The sequence below is a fragment of the Micromonospora sp. NPDC048909 genome (assembly GCF_040649635.1).
Taxonomy (GTDB): Bacteria; Actinomycetota; Actinomycetes; order Mycobacteriales; family Micromonosporaceae; genus Micromonospora.
The window spans coordinates 93,036-107,868 of sequence record NZ_JBEZFU010000008.1 but is presented as its reverse complement, the minus strand read 5'-3'; the positions used below and the strand labels follow the sequence as shown (position 1 = coordinate 107,868).

Here is a 14,833-nt window from a genome sequence, read left to right as displayed (position 1 = left end):
GACCAGGGGCTGGGCGAGCTCCCGCGCAGCACGGCACGCCGGACGGGCCGGGCGACAGCACGTCGCCCGCCCCGTCCAGCCTTCCTCCGGCCACCGTGCCCACACCTGTGCCCGGCGACACCCCGTCAGCGGGCGGTCAGCATCCCGTGCCGGGCACCGCGGCACTCGGCTGGGCGGCCTGCGGTGTTGCCAACTCGGCTCGGGTCGGTGGGTCCGCACCACGGCGGGCACAGGTGCGGGCGGCGACCGTGGCGGCGTGGTCGAGCACGGCGGCGAGGGTGGCCCGGTCGGCGGCGGCGAGCGCCGACCGGCGCTCGGCGCCGAGCAAATCCGCCCCGGCGAGCGCGGAGAGCATCCCGGCGGTGAACGCGTCACCGGCGCCGATGGTGTCGACCACCGTCACCGGGTGGGCGGGCACACTCACCTCGTACCGCCCGGTGCACGCCCAGGCCCCCCGCTCCCCCAGCGTCACCACCACCAGGCTGGCCCCCCGGGCCAGCCAACTGCGGGCCGCCTGCTCGTGCGCCAGCCCCGGGTGGAGCCAGGCGAGATCCTCGACGCTGACCTTGACCACGTCGCTCAGGCCGACCAGCGTCTCGATCCGCCGCCGCGCCGGCGCGCGGTCACCCATCAACGAGGGCCGGCAGTTCGGGTCGAAGCTGATCGTCGCCGACCCGCGCGCCTGCCGCAGCAACGCCGACACGTCGTCCGCGCCGGGCGGCAGGACCGCGGCGAGCGAGCCGGTGTGCAGGCAGGGGCCGACGGGTGCGGTGTCGTCGCCCGGCGCCGCGAACGACCGCCACTCGACGCTGAAGTCGTAGCTGGCCTGCCCCGCCGGGTCCAGCACCGTGCGCGCCACGCTGGTCCGCGCCAGGTCCCGCACCGAGCGCGGGTCCAGGCGTACGTCGTTGGCGCGCAGGTGCGCGAGGAGCATCCGCCCGTGCTCGTCGGCACCCAGCTGGGTCAGCAGGGTGGTGGGGTGGCCGAGCCGGGCCAACGCCACCGCGACGTTGGCCGGGCTCCCACCCGGTCGGGCGGTGACCGGCGCCGGAGCGACGCCGATCAGGTCCACGAGGGCCTCACCGACGACCGTGATCACGTCTGCTCGTCCGCCTCGGTCGTCGGCGTCGCGCCCCCGGCGCCTCCGGGCCGGGCGTCCGCCGGCGGTTCGTCGAGCGTCGCCGCGCCGGTCATGACGGCCACCGCCTCCGGCATGGTGTGCGAGGCCGGGGTCACCACGCCGGCGCAGCGACCCAGCCGTTGGATGTGGATGCGGTCGGCGACCTCGAACACGTGCGGCATGTTGTGGCTGATCAGGATGACCGGCAACCCGCGGGACCGGACCTCCTCGATCATCCTGAGCACCTGGTTGGACTCCTTGACGCCGAGCGCCGCGGTCGGCTCGTCGAGGACGATCACCTTGCTGCCGAACGCGGCGGCACGCGCCACCGCGACCGCCTGGCGCTGACCGCCGGAGAGGGTCTCCACCGCCTGGGTGACGTTCTGCAGGGTGCCGATGCCGAGTTCGGCGAGCGCCTCGGTGGCCTGGCGCCGCATGCCCTTCTGGTCGAGCATCCGGAACACCGAGCCGAGCAGCCCGGGTCGACGCCGCTCCCGACCGAGGAAGAGGTTGCTCGCGACGTCCAGCGCCGGCGCGACGGCGAGGGTCTGGTAGACCGTCTCGATGCCGGCCTCGCGGGCGTCCTGCGGCCGCTTGAACACCGTCGGCCGGCCCTCGACGAAGATCTCGCCGGCGTCCGGGGTGAGCGCGCCGGTCAGGCACTTGATCAGCGTCGACTTGCCGGCGCCGTTGTCACCGATCACGGCGAGCACCTCGCCGGGGTAGAGGTCGAGGTCCACCCCGTCCAGCCCGACGACCCGGCCGAACGTCTTGACCAGGCCGCGGGCCGAGAGCACCGGCGTGCGCTCCACGCTCTCGGCGGCCTCGCGCTGGCCGGCCGACGGAGAAATGGTCGTGGTCATGCCCGCACCTTCCTGATCCACTGGTCCACGGCGACGGCGAGGATCACCAGGAGACCGACGGCGAGCACGCGGTACTGGTCGTCGACGCCGGCGAGTGACAGGCCGCTGCGGAAGAAGCCGACGATCAGCGCGCCGAGCAGGGTGCCGAGCAACGCGCCGCGCCCGCCGAAGAGGCTGGTGCCGCCGATCACCACCGCGGTGATGCTCTCGAGGTTCGCGTCGGTGATGGCGTTGGGGCTGGCCGCGCCGGCGCGTCCGATCAGGATCCAGGCGGTGATGCCGTAGATCGCTCCGGCGACGAGGTAGACGCTGAGCAGCACCCGGTCGACCCGGATGCCGGCGAGCCGGGCGGCCTCCTTGTCGTCGCCCACCGCGTAGACGTGCCGGCCCCACGCCGTGCGGGACAGCGCGAAGCCGACCACGAGGTAGAGCAGGACGACCGCGACGACACCGGTGGTGATCCGGAACGGCCCCACCGGGATCGACTCTCCGGTCCAGCTGAGCACCGGGGGCAGATCGGTGGCCTGCACGCTCTGGCCGCCGGAGTAGAGCAGCCCGATGGCGGTGAAGACGCTGAGCGCGCCGAGCGTGACGATGAACGGCGGCAGTTTCAGCCGGGTCACCAGCGCGCCGTTGATCGCGCCGGCCGCGGCACCGACCGCGATGGCGAGCACGATCGCGAGAGCGCCCGGGATTCCCTCCCCCTCGGCCAGCTTGGCCGAGAGCATCATGGCCAGGATGACGATCGCGCCGACCGACAGGTCGATCCCGGCGGTGAGGATGATCAGCGTCTGGCCGACCGCGAGCGCACCGATGACGGCGACCTGCTGCAGCACGAGGCTGAGCGAGTTGGGTGAGGCGAACCGCGGGTTGAGCGTGGAGAAGACGACGAACGCGATGACCAGCACCAGGAAGGGGCTGATCGCCGGGTGCGCGTGCAGCAGGTGCTGTACGCGTTGCAGTGGCGAGTGCCGGCGCAGCGCGAACTGCTGCGCGGCGGTGGTCGGTGGTGTCGTGGTGGTCACGGCGGCTCCCTGCCGTTGTCGACGGAGGTGGACGAACTGCCGGGGCGAGGCACCCGGGACGGCGCGACCCGGGTGCCTCGTCGGCGGCTGACTCAGCCCCAGCAGCGCTGGGCGCCGTCGGCGCTGGTGATGCTCTCGACGCCGGTGCTCGCCTTGTCGGTGACCAGTGCGACGCCGGTGTCGAAGAAGTCCAGGCCCGCCGAGACCTCGGGCTTCTGCCCGTCGTTTGCGATCTTCTTGATCGCCTGGACGCCCAGCTCGGCCATCTTCACCGGGTACTGCTGGGAGGTCGCGCCGATGACCCCGCCGGCGACCTGGCGTACGCCGTCACAGCCGCCGTCGACCGAGACGATCAGGACGCCCTGCGCCTTCGCCGCGGCCTGCAGGGCCTTGTGCGCGCCGACCGCGGCCGGCTCGTTGATGGTGTAGACGACGTTGATGGCGGGGTTGCGGCTCAGGCAGTTCTCCATCGCCGTCCGGCCGCCGTCCTCGGCGCCGTTGGTGGGCTCGTTGCAGGCGATGGTGTAGCTGCCGCCCGAGTAGCTGCCGGTCTTCGCCTCGTCGCCGTTCTTCTTCTTGTCGCCGGTGGCGATGCCCATCCCGGTGAGGAAGCCCTGGTCACGGTTGTAGTCGACGGAGACGACCTTGTCGTTGAACAGGTCCAGCAGGGCGATGGTCGCCGGCTTGCCGGCGAGCTGGCCGGCCGTCCACTTGCCGATCAGTTCGCCGGCCTTGAAGTTGTCCGTCGCGAAGGTGATGTCCACGGTGTCGGCGGGGTCGGGTGGGGTGTCCAGCGCGATCACGTAGAGCCCGGCGTCGCGGGCCTTCTTGATGGCGGGGTTCACGCCGGGGCCGTTCGGAGTGATCAGGATGCCCTCGTCGCCGCGGGCGATGGCGTCCTCGATGGCCTGGACCTGACCGGCCTCGTCGCCGTCCTCCTTGCCGGCCGCGACGGTGAGCTTCACGCCCTCGGCCGTGGCGGCCTTCTTCGCACCCTCCTGCATGGTCACGAAGAACGGGTTGGTCGAGTTCTTGGTGATCAGCGATACCGCGACGCCGCCGTCGGCGGAGCCGCCGTCCGAGCCGCTACCGCATGCGCTGAGGGCCATGCCGCCCGCGAGCGCGGCGGCAAGCAGGACGCCCGACCGTCCCATGCGTCGAATCATGTTCTCTCCCAAGGAAAAGTCCCGGACCGGCTCGCCGGGCAAGCACGACAACGATGTCACGGCAGTTTCCAGACGGTTGCCGCCGATGTCAATGCCTGCTCGACAGCTCTTGCGAAACGCGCACGTAACCCTGTGGACACTCTTGACATCGATGTCAAGACTGGGCCACCATGCCCGGACGGCCATGGCGTCGCAGCACGGCGCGACATCGGCGTCCCTGATGGAGGGAGGGCACGGGATGGGAATCCGTCCACCTGTTCGCGGCTCGGCCGCCACGTGAGCGCTGCCGTGCCCACCCCGATGGTCACGCGGGCACGACCCACACTCCGCGACGTCGCGCTGCTCGCCAAGGTCAGCCCCAAGACCGTCTCCCGCGTGGTGAACGGCGAGCCGGGGGTCTCCCCGCAGAAGCTGGCCGCCGTGCGGCGGGCGATCGCCCAACTGGACTACCGGCCGAACTTCACCGCGAGCAGCCTCCGCCGGTCCAGCGGCCGGACGGCGGCGATCGCCGCGGTGCTGGAGGATCTCGCCAACCCGTTCTCCGCCGCCCTGCACCGGGCCCTCGAGGACGCCGCACGGGACCGGGAGGTCCTCATCTTCGCCGGCAGCGTCGACGAGAACCCCGAGCGGGAGCGCGAACTGATCCGCGCCTTCACCATGCGGCAGGCCGATGCGCTGGTCGTCGTACCGGCGAGCGACAACCAGAGCTACCTGATGAGCGAGGTCAGCGCCGGCACACCGGTGGTGTTCGTGGACCGGCCACCGATCGGCCTGCCCGTCGACGCGGTGCTCGCCGACGGCCACGACGGTGCCGCGGCGGCCGTGCACCACCTGGTGCGGCACGGGCACCGCGACATCGCCTACCTCGGCGACCTGCAGAGCATCCAGACCGCACGGCAACGGTTCCAGGGTTTCAAGGAGGCGCTCAGCGACCACGGCATCCGGCCGGCGCACATCGTGCACGACCTGCACACCGAGCGGGAGTCCGCGGCGGCCGTACGCCGGTTGCTCGCCGCCGCCATCCCCCCGACCGCGATCTTCACCTCGCAGAACCTGGTCACCATCGGCGCCATCCGCGCGTTGCAGCAGCTCGACCGGCACCGGGACGTCGCGCTGGTCGGCTTCGACGACTTCCCCCTCGCCGACCTGCTGCACCCGGCCGTCACCGTCATCGCCCAGAGCCCGTCCGAGATGGGGCGGGTCGCCGCGGCGCTGATCTTCCGGCGGCTCGACGGCGAGCAGTGGCGGCCGACCACCCACCTGGTGCCGACCCGGCTCATCCCCCGCGGGTCGGGGGAGATCGCCGGACCGCATCGCGCGTGAACCGGCGGGTCAATGCAGCCGGCGGCGGTCCGCGCGCGCTCAGTCGCCGGCGGTCCCGCCCGGGTCGGCCAGGATCCCGGTGCCCTGGCCGAGTTCGATCAGATAACCGTCCGGGTCCCGCAGGTAGCACCGGATCTCCACGCCGTGGTCCTTCGGCTCGGTCAGGAACTCCCCGCCCCGGGAGCGCCACTGCTCGTAGACCGCGTGCACGTCGGTGACCCGGATGTTCATCGCGCCGCTGAGCGTGTCCGGGTCGGCCGGGGCCTGCGCCCGCACGGTGGGCTTGTCGTCGGTCGGGCCGCCCTCGTCGTTGATCACGATGTAGCTGTTGTGGAACAGCAGGATCGCCGGCTGGCGTTCGCGCACCACCGTCGCGCCCAGCACCCGCCGGTAGAACTCCCGCGAACGGTCCACGTCGCGCACGATCAACAGGTGGGTGAGGACCATCCCGCTCTCCGGCCGGAAATAGTCCGGCGCCTCGATCGCCATCCGCGCCTCCCGGAGGATCTCGTCCGGCGGCGCGTACCCGTTCGGGGCGCCGGCACACCTCACGGTTTCCGGGCGAGGCCGGCCCAGTAGTAGGCCGCGTGCGGATCCGCCGGGACGCCGTCCTCCGGCTGCCAGGCCATCACGGGCACGATGCCCGGCTCGACCAGTTCCCAGCCGTCGAAGAACCGCTCCACCTCGGCCCGGGTCCGCGGCACCAGCGTCATGTGCCCCTGGGTGGCCGCGGCGACCGCGGCGGCCATCTCGGTCGGGTTGAAGTCCTGGGTCGGGTGGGTGATCGCGAGGTAGCTGCCCGAAGGCAGCGCCTGCATCAGGGTACGCAGCAGGCCCGCCGGGTCGTCGCTCTCCCGCAGCAGCATCAGCACCGCGATCAGGGTGAGCGCCACCGGCTGATCCAGGTCGAGCGTCTCGGTGAGCCGGGCGTCGGCCAGGATCTTCTCCGGCTGGCGCAGGTCGGCGTGGATGTACTCGCTGCGCCCCTGCTCGGTGCTGATCATCAACGCCCGGGCGTGCGCCAGCACGATCGGATCGTTGTCGACGTAGACCACCCGGGTCTCCGGCGCGACCGCTTGGGCGACCTCGTGCAGGTTGGGCCGGGTGGGGATGCCGGTGCCGATGTCGATGAACTGGCGGATGCCCGCCTCACCGACCAGGTAGCGGGCGACCCGGTGGACGAACCCCCGGTTCTCCTTCGCCATGGTGCGCAGCGTGGGAATCGCCTCGATGAGCGCGGCTCCCATCGCCCGGTCGACCGCGAAGTTGTCCTTGCCGCCGAGCCACCAGTCGTAGACCCGCGCCGAGTGCGGCACGGTGCTGTCCACTCCGGACGGCGGAATCTCCTCGGCGTTGGTGTCGGTGCCATGGTGCGACACGATCGTCTCCCCTCGATCGGCCGATATCGACGTGCGCAGCCTAGAGGACGCACACCGCACCGGTGCCCAAGGCCCGGCCCGGCCGCCGCCGCTGCGGCGGCCGGGAACGCGTCAGCGGTGGCGGATCAGGCCTGCCCGGCCCCGGCCCGATCCGGCTCGGGCACCGGGTCGGCCGCGCCGACGATCGCGATCTTCCGGCCGACGCCGGCCCGGAACTGGGCGATCGCCTCGGCGTAGCTCTCCAGCGGGAACCGGTGGCTGATGAACACCTCGGGGTCGAGCAGCCCGCCGGCGAAGAGTTCGCCGGCCCGTTCGAAGCTGTGCAGCACCGCCATCGAGCCGGTCACGGTGATCTCCTGGTTGTAGACCCGGTACGGCTCGATGGTCGCCCGCGTCCGATACTCGGAGACCCCGAACTGGAGGAACGTCCCGGCCGGGGCCACCCGGCGCAGCCCGTCGTCGATCGCGGCCCGCACGCCGGTGCAGTCGATGACCACGTCCCAGCCACGCGGCCGGGTCAACTCCTCCGCACTGGCAGCGGACGCCGAGCAGCCCAGCCGGACGGCGGTGGCGAGCCGGGTGGGATTCGGGTCCAGCACGCTCACGCTGGCGGCCCCGCAGCGCTTGGCGAGTTCCAGCATCATCAGCCCCATCGTGCCGGCGCCGTAGATCAGGTAGTGGTCGCCGAGCCGTCGGGGCAGCACGTCGAAGCCGCGTACCGCGCAGGAGAGCGGCTCGATCAGCGCCGCGTCGGCCGGCCGCACGCCGTTGGGCAACGGGAAGCAGTTCTTCACCGGGGCCACCGCGAACTCGGCGGCCCCGCCCGGCTCGGTGACGCCGATGGCCGCCCACCGCTCGCAGAGGTTGCCCCGGCCGCGGCGGCACTGGTAGCACTCCCCGCAGTGCAGCGACGGGTCGACCGCGACGGCGTCGCCGACCCGCACCTCGGTGACGTCCCGGCCGGTCGCCACCACCGTGCCGGCGAACTCGTGGCCGGGCACGATGGGATACGCCGGGGCGAACTCGCCGTCCAGGATGTGCAGGTCGGTGCCGCAGATACCGCACCCGGCGACCTGCACCACGACGTCGCGGGGCCCGGGCGCCGGGTCCGGCACCGATTCGATCGAGATCTGACCCGGCGTGACGATGACCGCTGCTTTCACTTGACCGCCCCCATAGAGAGTCCTCGGACGAGTTGTTTCTGGGCGATCCACCCGGCGAGCACGACCGGCAGCGACACCAGCGTCGCCGCCGCGCAGAGCCGGGCCAGGAACAGCCCTTCGGAGGTGATGAAACCGACCAGGAAGATCGGTGAGGTGCCGGCCCGGGTCGCGGTCAGGTTCACCGCGAGGAAGAACTCGTTCCAACTGAAGATGAAGCAGATCAGTGCGGTGGCGGCGAGCCCCGGCGCCACGATCGGCAGCAGGATCCGGCGGATGGTGACGAGCAGGCTCGCCCCGTCCACGGCGGCCGCCTCGATCAACGCCGGTGGGACCTCCAGCAGGAAGGAGCGCATCATCCAGACCGCGAGCGGCAGGTTCATCGCGGTGTAGAGGACGATCATCGTCCAGACGTTGTCGAGCATGCCGAGTTCCTTGACCAGCAGGTAGACCGGCAGGAGCGCGGCCACCGCAGGCAGCATCTTGGTGCTGATGAAGAAGAAGAGCACGTCGCGCCACTTCGCCACCGGTCGGATCGACAGCGCGTACGCCGCCGGAGTGGCCAGCAGCAGCACGAGCAGGGTCGAGAGCAGGCTGGCCATCAGCGAGTTGAGCAGGTAGGGGGTGAGGTCGCGGTCGAAGACCTGCCGGTAGCCGTCGAGCACCGGGGTGAAGAACCAGGACGGCGGGTTGCTCGCCGCGTCCACCTCCCGCTTGAAGCCGGTCAGCACCATCCAGAGCACCGGCAGGAAGAAGAGCAGCCCGGCCAGCCAGGCGACGGCGGTCCACGCCACGCCGGCCGGGGCGACCCGCCGGTTGCGACGGCCCGGCGGGCGAGCGGGCGTCGGGGCGAGCCGCTCGGGGTTCTCGCGTAGGGCGGTCATCGCGCGTCCTCCATCCGGAACAGGCTGGAGATCACCCGCAGCGCGAAGGTCGCCACGACGATCGTGCCGATCACCACCACCACGCCGGCGGCTGCCGCCTCGCCGTACTCGAACTTGCGGAAGGTGGTCAGGTAGATCTCGTACGGCAGGTTGGTGGTGGCGGTGCCCGGGCCACCCTGGGTGATGGTGAAGACCGCGTCGAAGGTCTGCACCAGGTAGATCGACCCGAGCAGGGCGCCGAGTTCCAGGTACGGGCGTAGATAGGGCAGCGTGATCCGGACGAAGACCTGCCACGGGCCGGCGCCGTCGACCCGGGCCGCCTCCAGCGTCTCCGTCGACTGGCCCTGCAGGCCGGCCAGGATGATCAGCATCATGAACGGCGTCCACTGCCAGACCAGGGTGGCGACGACGGAGAGCATCGGATATTGCGACACCCAGTCGGTGCTGCCACCGACGATGCCGTTGATCAGGCCGTACGCCGGGTTGTAGATGGCGTGCTTCCACAGCAGCGCCGCCGCCATCGGCATCACCAGGAACGGGGTTATGAGCAGGGTCCGCACGATCCCCCGACCGGGGAATTTCCGGTCCAGCAGGATCGCGAGGCCGAGCCCGAGCAGCACCGAGACGAGCACCGAGCCGGCGGTGAGCACCACCGTGTTGAGCAGGGCCGCGCGCAGCCGGGCGTCGGTGAGCACCTCGTCGTAGTTGGCCAGGCCGACGAAGCCGCGCTCGCCGGGGCGCAGCGCGTTCCAGTCGAGGGTGGACAGGTAGAGGGTGACCAGGAACGGGACCTGGGTCACGATGATCGCGAAGATCAGGGCGGGCAGCAGCGGCGCACGCCGGCTCCAGCGCTCGGCGGGTCGAGCGCGCGCCGGCGCCGCCGCCCGGGCCCGGCGGGTCGGGCCGGCGCCGGTGCTGAGGGTCTGGGTCATCGGTTCACCTCGTTGCTCGGCCGGGGGCGGCGGCGTACGGACCCACCGCCCCCGATGGCGGCTACCGGTACTCCTTGGCGACTTCCTCGGCCAACCGCTGGCCGTCGGTGAGCGCCTTCTCCACGGTGGTGCTGCCGGCGATCGCCGCCGAGACCTCCTGCGACACCTTGGTGCCGAGGTCGGCGAACTCCGGTATGCCGACGAACTGCACCCCCAGCGCGGGACGGGGCTGCACGCCGGGGTTCTTCGGGTCGGCCTCCTGGATCGACTTCAGCGTCAGGTCCGCGAACGCCGATGCGGACTGCCGGTACTCGGGGATCGCGTAGGTCGACTGCCGCTTCCCCGCCGGCACCCGGGACCAGCCGAGCGAGGAGCCGACCAGTCGCTCGTACTCCTTGCCGGTGGCCCAGGAGATGAACCGCCAGGCGGCGTCGGCGTTCTTGGTGGTCTTCGGCATCGCCAGCGCCCAGGCCCAGAGCCAGCCGGACGAGGAGGTCTTGTTGACCGGCGCGTAGACGTAGCCGACCTTGCCGGCCACGGTGCTGGCCGAGGCGTCCTCCAGCGTGCCGGCGGCCGAGGTGGCGTCGTACCACATCGCGGCCTTGCCCTGCCCGAAGGTGTTCAGGCACTCGGTGAAGCCGGCCTGCGGCGCCCCCGGCGCGCCGTGCGCGCGGACCAGGTCCACGTAGAAACGGGTGGCCTCGACGAACTCCGGCGCGTTGACCCGCGGGGTCCAGCTCTGGTCGAACCAGGTACCGCCGAAGGTGTTGACGACCGTGGTGAGCGGGGCGAACAGCTCGCCCCAGCCGGGCAGCCCCCGCAGGCAGATGCCGGCGACGCCGGCCCGGTCGTCGTCGAGCCGCGCCGCGAACTGCGCGACCTGCTGCCAGGTCGGCCGCTCGGGCATGGTCAGGCCCTTGGCGGCGAAGAGCTCCTTGTTGTACATGAGGAACGACGACTCCCCGTAGAACGGGGCCGCGTAGAGCTTGCCGTCCTCACCGGAGAGCGAGGTGACCATCGGCGGAAGCAGGTCGGACTTGTCGTAGCCGGCGTCCGCGTCGGCGTACGAGCTGAGTTCGTGCAGCCAGCCGTTCTTCGACCAGATCGGCGCCTCGTACGCGCCGATCGTCGCCACGTCGTACTGGCCGCCCTGGGTGGCGACGTCCTGGGTGACCTTGTCGCGCAGTTCGTTCTCCGGCAGGATCGTGAACCGCACCGTGATGCCGGTCTGCCTGGTGAAGTTGTCGGCGGTGACCTTGGCGAGGTCCTCCATCTGCGGGTTGCCCACCATCAGGACGGTGATGGTCTTGGCGTCGTCGCCGCCGGAGGAGCCACCGCCGGCTCCGGAGCAGGCGGTCGAGGCGAGCAGGGCCGCGACGGCGAGGGCCAGTGGGGGTCGCCAGCGGTGCGCAGTCCGTGTTCCGGGCACAGCAAACCTCCAGGATCGGTGGTGGTGGTGTGGTGCGGGGTGCGGTCGGTCGGGCGGTCAGACGCGCTGGACCACGGGACCGAGCAGTGAGTAGCGGTGCGCCTCGGACGCCGGCAGCGCGGCGTCCGTGACGATCGTGTCGACGTCGGTGACGTCGGCGAAGCGACAGAAGCTGCTGGCGCCGAACTTGGTGTGCACACCCGCGAAGACCACCCGCCGGGACACCGCCACCACCTGCGCCTTGACGGCGGCGACGGCGGGATCCGGCGTGGTCAGGCCGTGTTCGCGGGAGATGCCGTTGGCGCCGACGAAGGCCAGGTCAATCACGAAGCCGGCGAGCATCTCGATCGCCCAGTGGTCGACCGTGGCCCGGGTCCGGCCACGGACCCGGCCACCCAGCAGCAGGACGGTGGTCGCCGGCGACGCGGCGAGCATCGCGGCGGTGTCCAGCGACGCGGTGACGACGGTCAGCGCCCGCTCGGCCGGCAGCGCCTCCGCGATCAACTGCGGGGTGTATCCCTCGTCGATGAAGATCGACTCGGCGTCACCGAGGAGTTGCGCCGCGGCCGCGGCGATCCGGCGCTTCTCCGTCACCAGCCGGGTGGTCCGCGTGTCGAGGGTCGTCTCGAACCGCGCGGTCTCCACCGGATAGGCGCCGCCGTGGGTACGCCGCACCAGGCCCTGCTGTTCGAGCCGATGCAGGTCGCGCCGCACGGTCTCGGCCGCGACGACCAGTTCGGCGGCGAGCTTGCGTACGTCGACGACGCCCTGGTCACGGGCGAGGGCGAGGATGCGTTGCCGGCGCTCCGAGGCGTTCATCGCTCACCTCCCGCTCATCGGTGTCTATTGTTCTAACACCGTTACGGGGGTGTGACGACCAGCACATCGCGTCGATCCCGGAGGGTTACTGCCCGCTTCGCGCAACCGGCCACCCGCAGGGAACGCGCCAGATCCGGTGATAGCCGGTAAATGTCCTGCCCGTTTGGGCGACCGTGCTGCCCGGCTCGTGCCCGTCCTCCCTCCGCGGCGCACGACGGGCACCGCGTATGACGGGCACCGCGTATGACGGGCACCGTGCCGCGGGCGGCAGACACTACCCGGCGGCGAGAATCGCCTGCGCGGTCGCGGCGGGCGCGTCGATCTGCACGTAGTGGCGGGCGCCCGGGATCAGTTGAAGGTCCGCGCGGGGGAACAGCCGCGCCAGCGCCCGGGCGACGCGGGGGTTGAGGTAGCGGTCCTCGGCGCCGAAGACCACCCGTACGGGCCGGTCGAACCGGCGCACGTCCGCGAGCCGGCGACGTCGCGCCCAGATCGTGCCGAGCAGGTCGTCGTTCAGCCGCCAGAAGGCCGGTTCGGCGGGGACGAACTGCTGGTACAGGGCGGGCACCACGGCCCTGCGCCGACCCGGGTCCGCCATGAACCGGCCCACCTGCCAGGTGTACAGACGTCGGTCGAGGTCGCGCCACCGGCCGACGACCCGACGGGTCGCACGCCGCAGCAGCGGCGTGGAGAACAACGCGATCGCCGGCGGTCGCCGCAGGCCGACCACGGGATGGTAGTAGGTGTTGAGCAGCACCAGCGCCGCCACCCGGTGCGGGTGCATGAGCGCCCAGTCGATCGCGGGAGGACCGGACGCGTCGTGCGCGACCAGCACCACCGACCGCAGATCCAGCTGATCGATCACGGCGGCGATGTCGCCGGTCTGGTTGTCCGCGGTGTACGGATAGCCGTGCGGCTTGTCGGAGCGTCCCCAGCCGAGGAAGTCGAACCGCACCACGGGCCGACCCCGCAGGTGGGGCAGGAGGTCGTCGTAGAGGTGCAGGTTGTCGGGGAAGCCGTGCAGGAGAACGATCGGCGTGCCGGAGCCCGACGTGACCTCGGCATGGATCCGCTGCCCGGCACGGGGGACCCATCTCGTCGCGGCCCCGTCAGGTTGCGTGATCGCCATCGTCTCTCCCGAGCGGCTACCGTCCGTCGAGTCCGAGTCTGCTCGGTCGCCGCTCCGTAGGTGGATGATTGCCCCGTCCCGCCCGCCGCCAGCGACGAACCCCGCCGAAACTGTCACGCGACGCCGGATCCGAGGCGGTGTCGCACGCTGGCAGGATGGGCGGGTGGACCTCGAATCCGGTGCCGGGCTGCTGCACCGTCTGACGTCGTACCTGCCGGGCCGCGAGTGGGACGTGCCCGTCGACGACCCGCGGGTGCGCCACGACCTCGTCCCGAACGATCCCGGGACGCTGCCGCCGCCGATGAAGGGCTATCCGGCCGGCCCGCCCGTCCTTGAGCTGCCGCGCGAACTGCCCGACCCGGGCGTGCCCGCCACCGCCGTGCTCGCCGGTGCCGCGTCCCCCGCCCACGTCCTCGACGCCGCACAGCTCGGCCGGGTGCTCTTCCTCGGCGCCGGGGTGGTCCGCACCGCCGAGCGCAACGGACGCCCGGTCCTCTACCGCGCGTCCGGCTCGGCGGGCGCCCGCTTCCCGCTCGAGGTCTACGCGAGCACCCGCGGCGTCGCCGGCGTCCCGGACGGCGTGCACTGGTACGACCCGGCTCGGCACGCCCTGGTCCAGGTCGGCCCCGCCGCTGACGGGGCGGCGACCACCCTCGTCGTGACGGGCGTGCCGTGGCGGACCGGGTGGCGCTACGCCGAACGCGGCTGGCGGCACCTCTACTGGGACGCCGGCACCCTGCTGTCCCAGCTCGCCGCGGCCGCCGCGAGCGCCGGCCTCGCGCCCCGAGTGCGCTCGCTCTTCCCGGACGCCCCGGTGCGACGGCTCGTCGGCGCGGACGGGGTGCACGAATACCCCCTCGCGCTGCTCACCCTCGGCGACGGCGAGCCGGCGATCGGGCCGGCCGGGCCGGCGCTCCCGGGTGAGCTGCCGCCGGTCGAGTTTCCGCTCTGCACCGCCGCCCAGCGCGCCGGCGAGCGGGACGAGCTGGGCGCACCCTGGCCGGCCGGCGACCCGCTGCCGGACGTCCCGCCGTCCGGCTCACTCGACGAGGTCATCCGCCGGCGGGGTTCGCAGCGGCGGATGGACCGCTCCGGCACCCTGTCGCGCCGGCAGTTGGAGTGGCCGCTGGCCGCCGCGCTGCGGGACGTGGCGGTGCCGCACTGGGTCGCCGTGCACGGAGTCGACGGCACCGCGCCCGGGCTCTACCGGTGGCCCGACCTGTCGCGTCCGCTGCGCGCCGGGAACCTGCGCGACGAACTGCTGCGGGTCTGCCTGGACCAGTCGCTCGCCGGCGACGCGGCGTACGTCGTCGTCGCGGCCACCCCGCTCGCCGCGCTCGACGACCGGACCTACCGCGACGCCCAGTTGGCGGCCGGGCTGGTGGAGGGGCGGCTGCACCTGGCCGCGTACGCCCTGGGCGCGAGCGCGTCCGGGATGACCTTCGTCGACTCGGCGGTCCCCGCCCTGCTGGGCGAGCCCGACGACCTCGCGACGCTGCTCTTCACCTGCGTGGGTGTCCCGGAGTATGCGTCGCGGGCCGGCGGCGCGCCGGGCGCCCCGGTCGAGGTGCGGCCGGTCGTCCCCCGGCTCGGCGCTTCCTGAC

The 14,833-nt window shown here is 72.2% G+C and carries 14 protein-coding genes; 2 read left to right on the top strand and 12 right to left on the bottom strand.

Translation table 11 applies throughout. The annotated features are described in order from the left end of the window. Positions 1-136: 136 nt before the first annotated feature. The 4 genes from AB0C04_RS21965 to AB0C04_RS21950 all read right to left on the bottom strand — a co-directional run bounded on the left by AB0C04_RS21965 (position 137) and on the right by AB0C04_RS21950 (position 4,162). Positions 137-1,099 (bottom strand): carbohydrate kinase, encoded by a 963-nt coding sequence (locus tag AB0C04_RS21965; RefSeq protein WP_357057473.1) that lies wholly within the window; start codon positions 1,097-1,099, stop codon positions 137-139. Next, positions 1,096-1,983 carry an ATP-binding cassette domain-containing protein gene (locus tag AB0C04_RS21960; RefSeq protein WP_357057471.1) on the bottom strand — a complete coding sequence of 296 codons (888 nt, stop codon included), beginning with the start codon at positions 1,981-1,983 and terminating at the stop codon, positions 1,096-1,098. Before AB0C04_RS21960 ends, AB0C04_RS21965 begins: the two co-directional genes overlap by 4 nt. After that, positions 1,980-3,008, bottom strand: coding sequence for an ABC transporter permease (locus tag AB0C04_RS21955; RefSeq protein WP_357057469.1), 1,029 nt, complete (start codon positions 3,006-3,008; stop codon positions 1,980-1,982). Before AB0C04_RS21955 ends, AB0C04_RS21960 begins: the two co-directional genes overlap by 4 nt. 92 nt (positions 3,009-3,100) lie before the next feature. Beyond that, complete coding sequence (locus AB0C04_RS21950; protein ID WP_357057467.1) at positions 3,101-4,162, bottom strand: substrate-binding domain-containing protein; 1,062 nt, start codon at positions 4,160-4,162, stop codon at positions 3,101-3,103. 312 nt (positions 4,163-4,474) lie between these two features. On the opposite strand from AB0C04_RS21950, the gene AB0C04_RS21945 reads away from it, so the two are divergent. Further along, positions 4,475-5,497, top strand: a complete 1,023-nt coding sequence (locus AB0C04_RS21945; protein ID WP_357057465.1) for a LacI family DNA-binding transcriptional regulator — start codon at positions 4,475-4,477, stop codon at positions 5,495-5,497. 39 nt (positions 5,498-5,536) lie between these two features. Here the strand turns inward: AB0C04_RS21945 and AB0C04_RS21940 are convergent, their stop codons facing one another. The 8 genes from AB0C04_RS21940 to AB0C04_RS21905 all read right to left on the bottom strand — a co-directional run bounded on the left by AB0C04_RS21940 (position 5,537) and on the right by AB0C04_RS21905 (position 13,229). Next, positions 5,537-5,986, bottom strand: a complete 450-nt coding sequence (locus AB0C04_RS21940) for a VOC family protein (protein WP_357057463.1) — start codon at positions 5,984-5,986, stop codon at positions 5,537-5,539. Positions 5,987-6,045: 59 nt separating this feature from the next. Continuing rightward, positions 6,046-6,840, bottom strand: coding sequence for an SAM-dependent methyltransferase (locus tag AB0C04_RS21935; protein WP_357057807.1), 795 nt, complete (start codon positions 6,838-6,840; stop codon positions 6,046-6,048). Positions 6,841-7,001: 161 nt separating this feature from the next. Continuing rightward, entirely contained in the window at positions 7,002-8,039 is a 1,038-nt protein-coding gene (locus AB0C04_RS21930; protein WP_357057461.1) for a zinc-dependent alcohol dehydrogenase family protein, read from the bottom strand. Further along, positions 8,036-8,920, bottom strand: a complete 885-nt coding sequence (locus AB0C04_RS21925; RefSeq protein WP_357057459.1) for a carbohydrate ABC transporter permease — start codon at positions 8,918-8,920, stop codon at positions 8,036-8,038. Before AB0C04_RS21925 ends, AB0C04_RS21930 begins: the two co-directional genes overlap by 4 nt. After that, positions 8,917-9,852, bottom strand: coding sequence for a sugar ABC transporter permease (locus tag AB0C04_RS21920; protein WP_357057457.1), 936 nt, complete (start codon positions 9,850-9,852; stop codon positions 8,917-8,919). Before AB0C04_RS21920 ends, AB0C04_RS21925 begins: the two co-directional genes overlap by 4 nt. Before the next feature lie 61 nt (positions 9,853-9,913). Then, entirely contained in the window at positions 9,914-11,281 is a 1,368-nt protein-coding gene (locus AB0C04_RS21915; RefSeq protein WP_357057455.1) for a sugar ABC transporter substrate-binding protein, read from the bottom strand. A gap of 57 nt (positions 11,282-11,338) precedes the next feature. Beyond that, the gene (locus tag AB0C04_RS21910; RefSeq protein ID WP_357057453.1) at positions 11,339-12,100 is read right to left on the bottom strand and encodes a DeoR/GlpR family DNA-binding transcription regulator; all 762 of its coding nucleotides are present in this window, start codon (positions 12,098-12,100) and stop codon (positions 11,339-11,341) included. A gap of 274 nt (positions 12,101-12,374) precedes the next feature. After that, positions 12,375-13,229, bottom strand: a complete 855-nt coding sequence (locus tag AB0C04_RS21905) for an alpha/beta hydrolase (protein WP_357057451.1) — start codon at positions 13,227-13,229, stop codon at positions 12,375-12,377. A 163-nt stretch (positions 13,230-13,392) separates the two neighbouring features. Here AB0C04_RS21905 and AB0C04_RS21900 point away from each other — a divergent pair, with 163 nt between their 5' ends. Continuing rightward, the gene (locus AB0C04_RS21900) at positions 13,393-14,832 is read left to right on the top strand and encodes a nitroreductase family protein (RefSeq protein WP_357057449.1); all 1,440 of its coding nucleotides are present in this window, start codon (positions 13,393-13,395) and stop codon (positions 14,830-14,832) included. The last annotated feature ends 1 nt before the right edge of the window (position 14,833 follow it).

Bases quoted from the DNA above. Each gene is read 5' to 3' on its own strand.
- AB0C04_RS21960 (WP_357057471.1), bottom strand. From the start codon at position 1,983: ATGACCACGACCATTTCTCCGTCGGCCGGCCAGCGCGAGGCCGCCGAG.
- AB0C04_RS21950 (WP_357057467.1), bottom strand. From the start codon at position 4,162: ATGGGACGGTCGGGCGTCCTGCTTGCCGCCGCGCTCGCGGGCGGCATG.
- AB0C04_RS21945 (WP_357057465.1), top strand. From the start codon at position 4,475: ATGGTCACGCGGGCACGACCCACACTCCGCGACGTCGCGCTGCTCGCC.
- AB0C04_RS21940 (WP_357057463.1), bottom strand. From the start codon at position 5,986: ATGGCGATCGAGGCGCCGGACTATTTCCGGCCGGAGAGCGGGATGGTC.
- AB0C04_RS21925 (WP_357057459.1), bottom strand. From the start codon at position 8,920: ATGACCGCCCTACGCGAGAACCCCGAGCGGCTCGCCCCGACGCCCGCT.
- AB0C04_RS21920 (WP_357057457.1), bottom strand. From the start codon at position 9,852: ATGACCCAGACCCTCAGCACCGGCGCCGGCCCGACCCGCCGGGCCCGG.
- AB0C04_RS21910 (WP_357057453.1), bottom strand. From the start codon at position 12,100: ATGAACGCCTCGGAGCGCCGGCAACGCATCCTCGCCCTCGCCCGTGAC.
- AB0C04_RS21905 (WP_357057451.1), bottom strand. From the start codon at position 13,229: ATGGCGATCACGCAACCTGACGGGGCCGCGACGAGATGGGTCCCCCGT.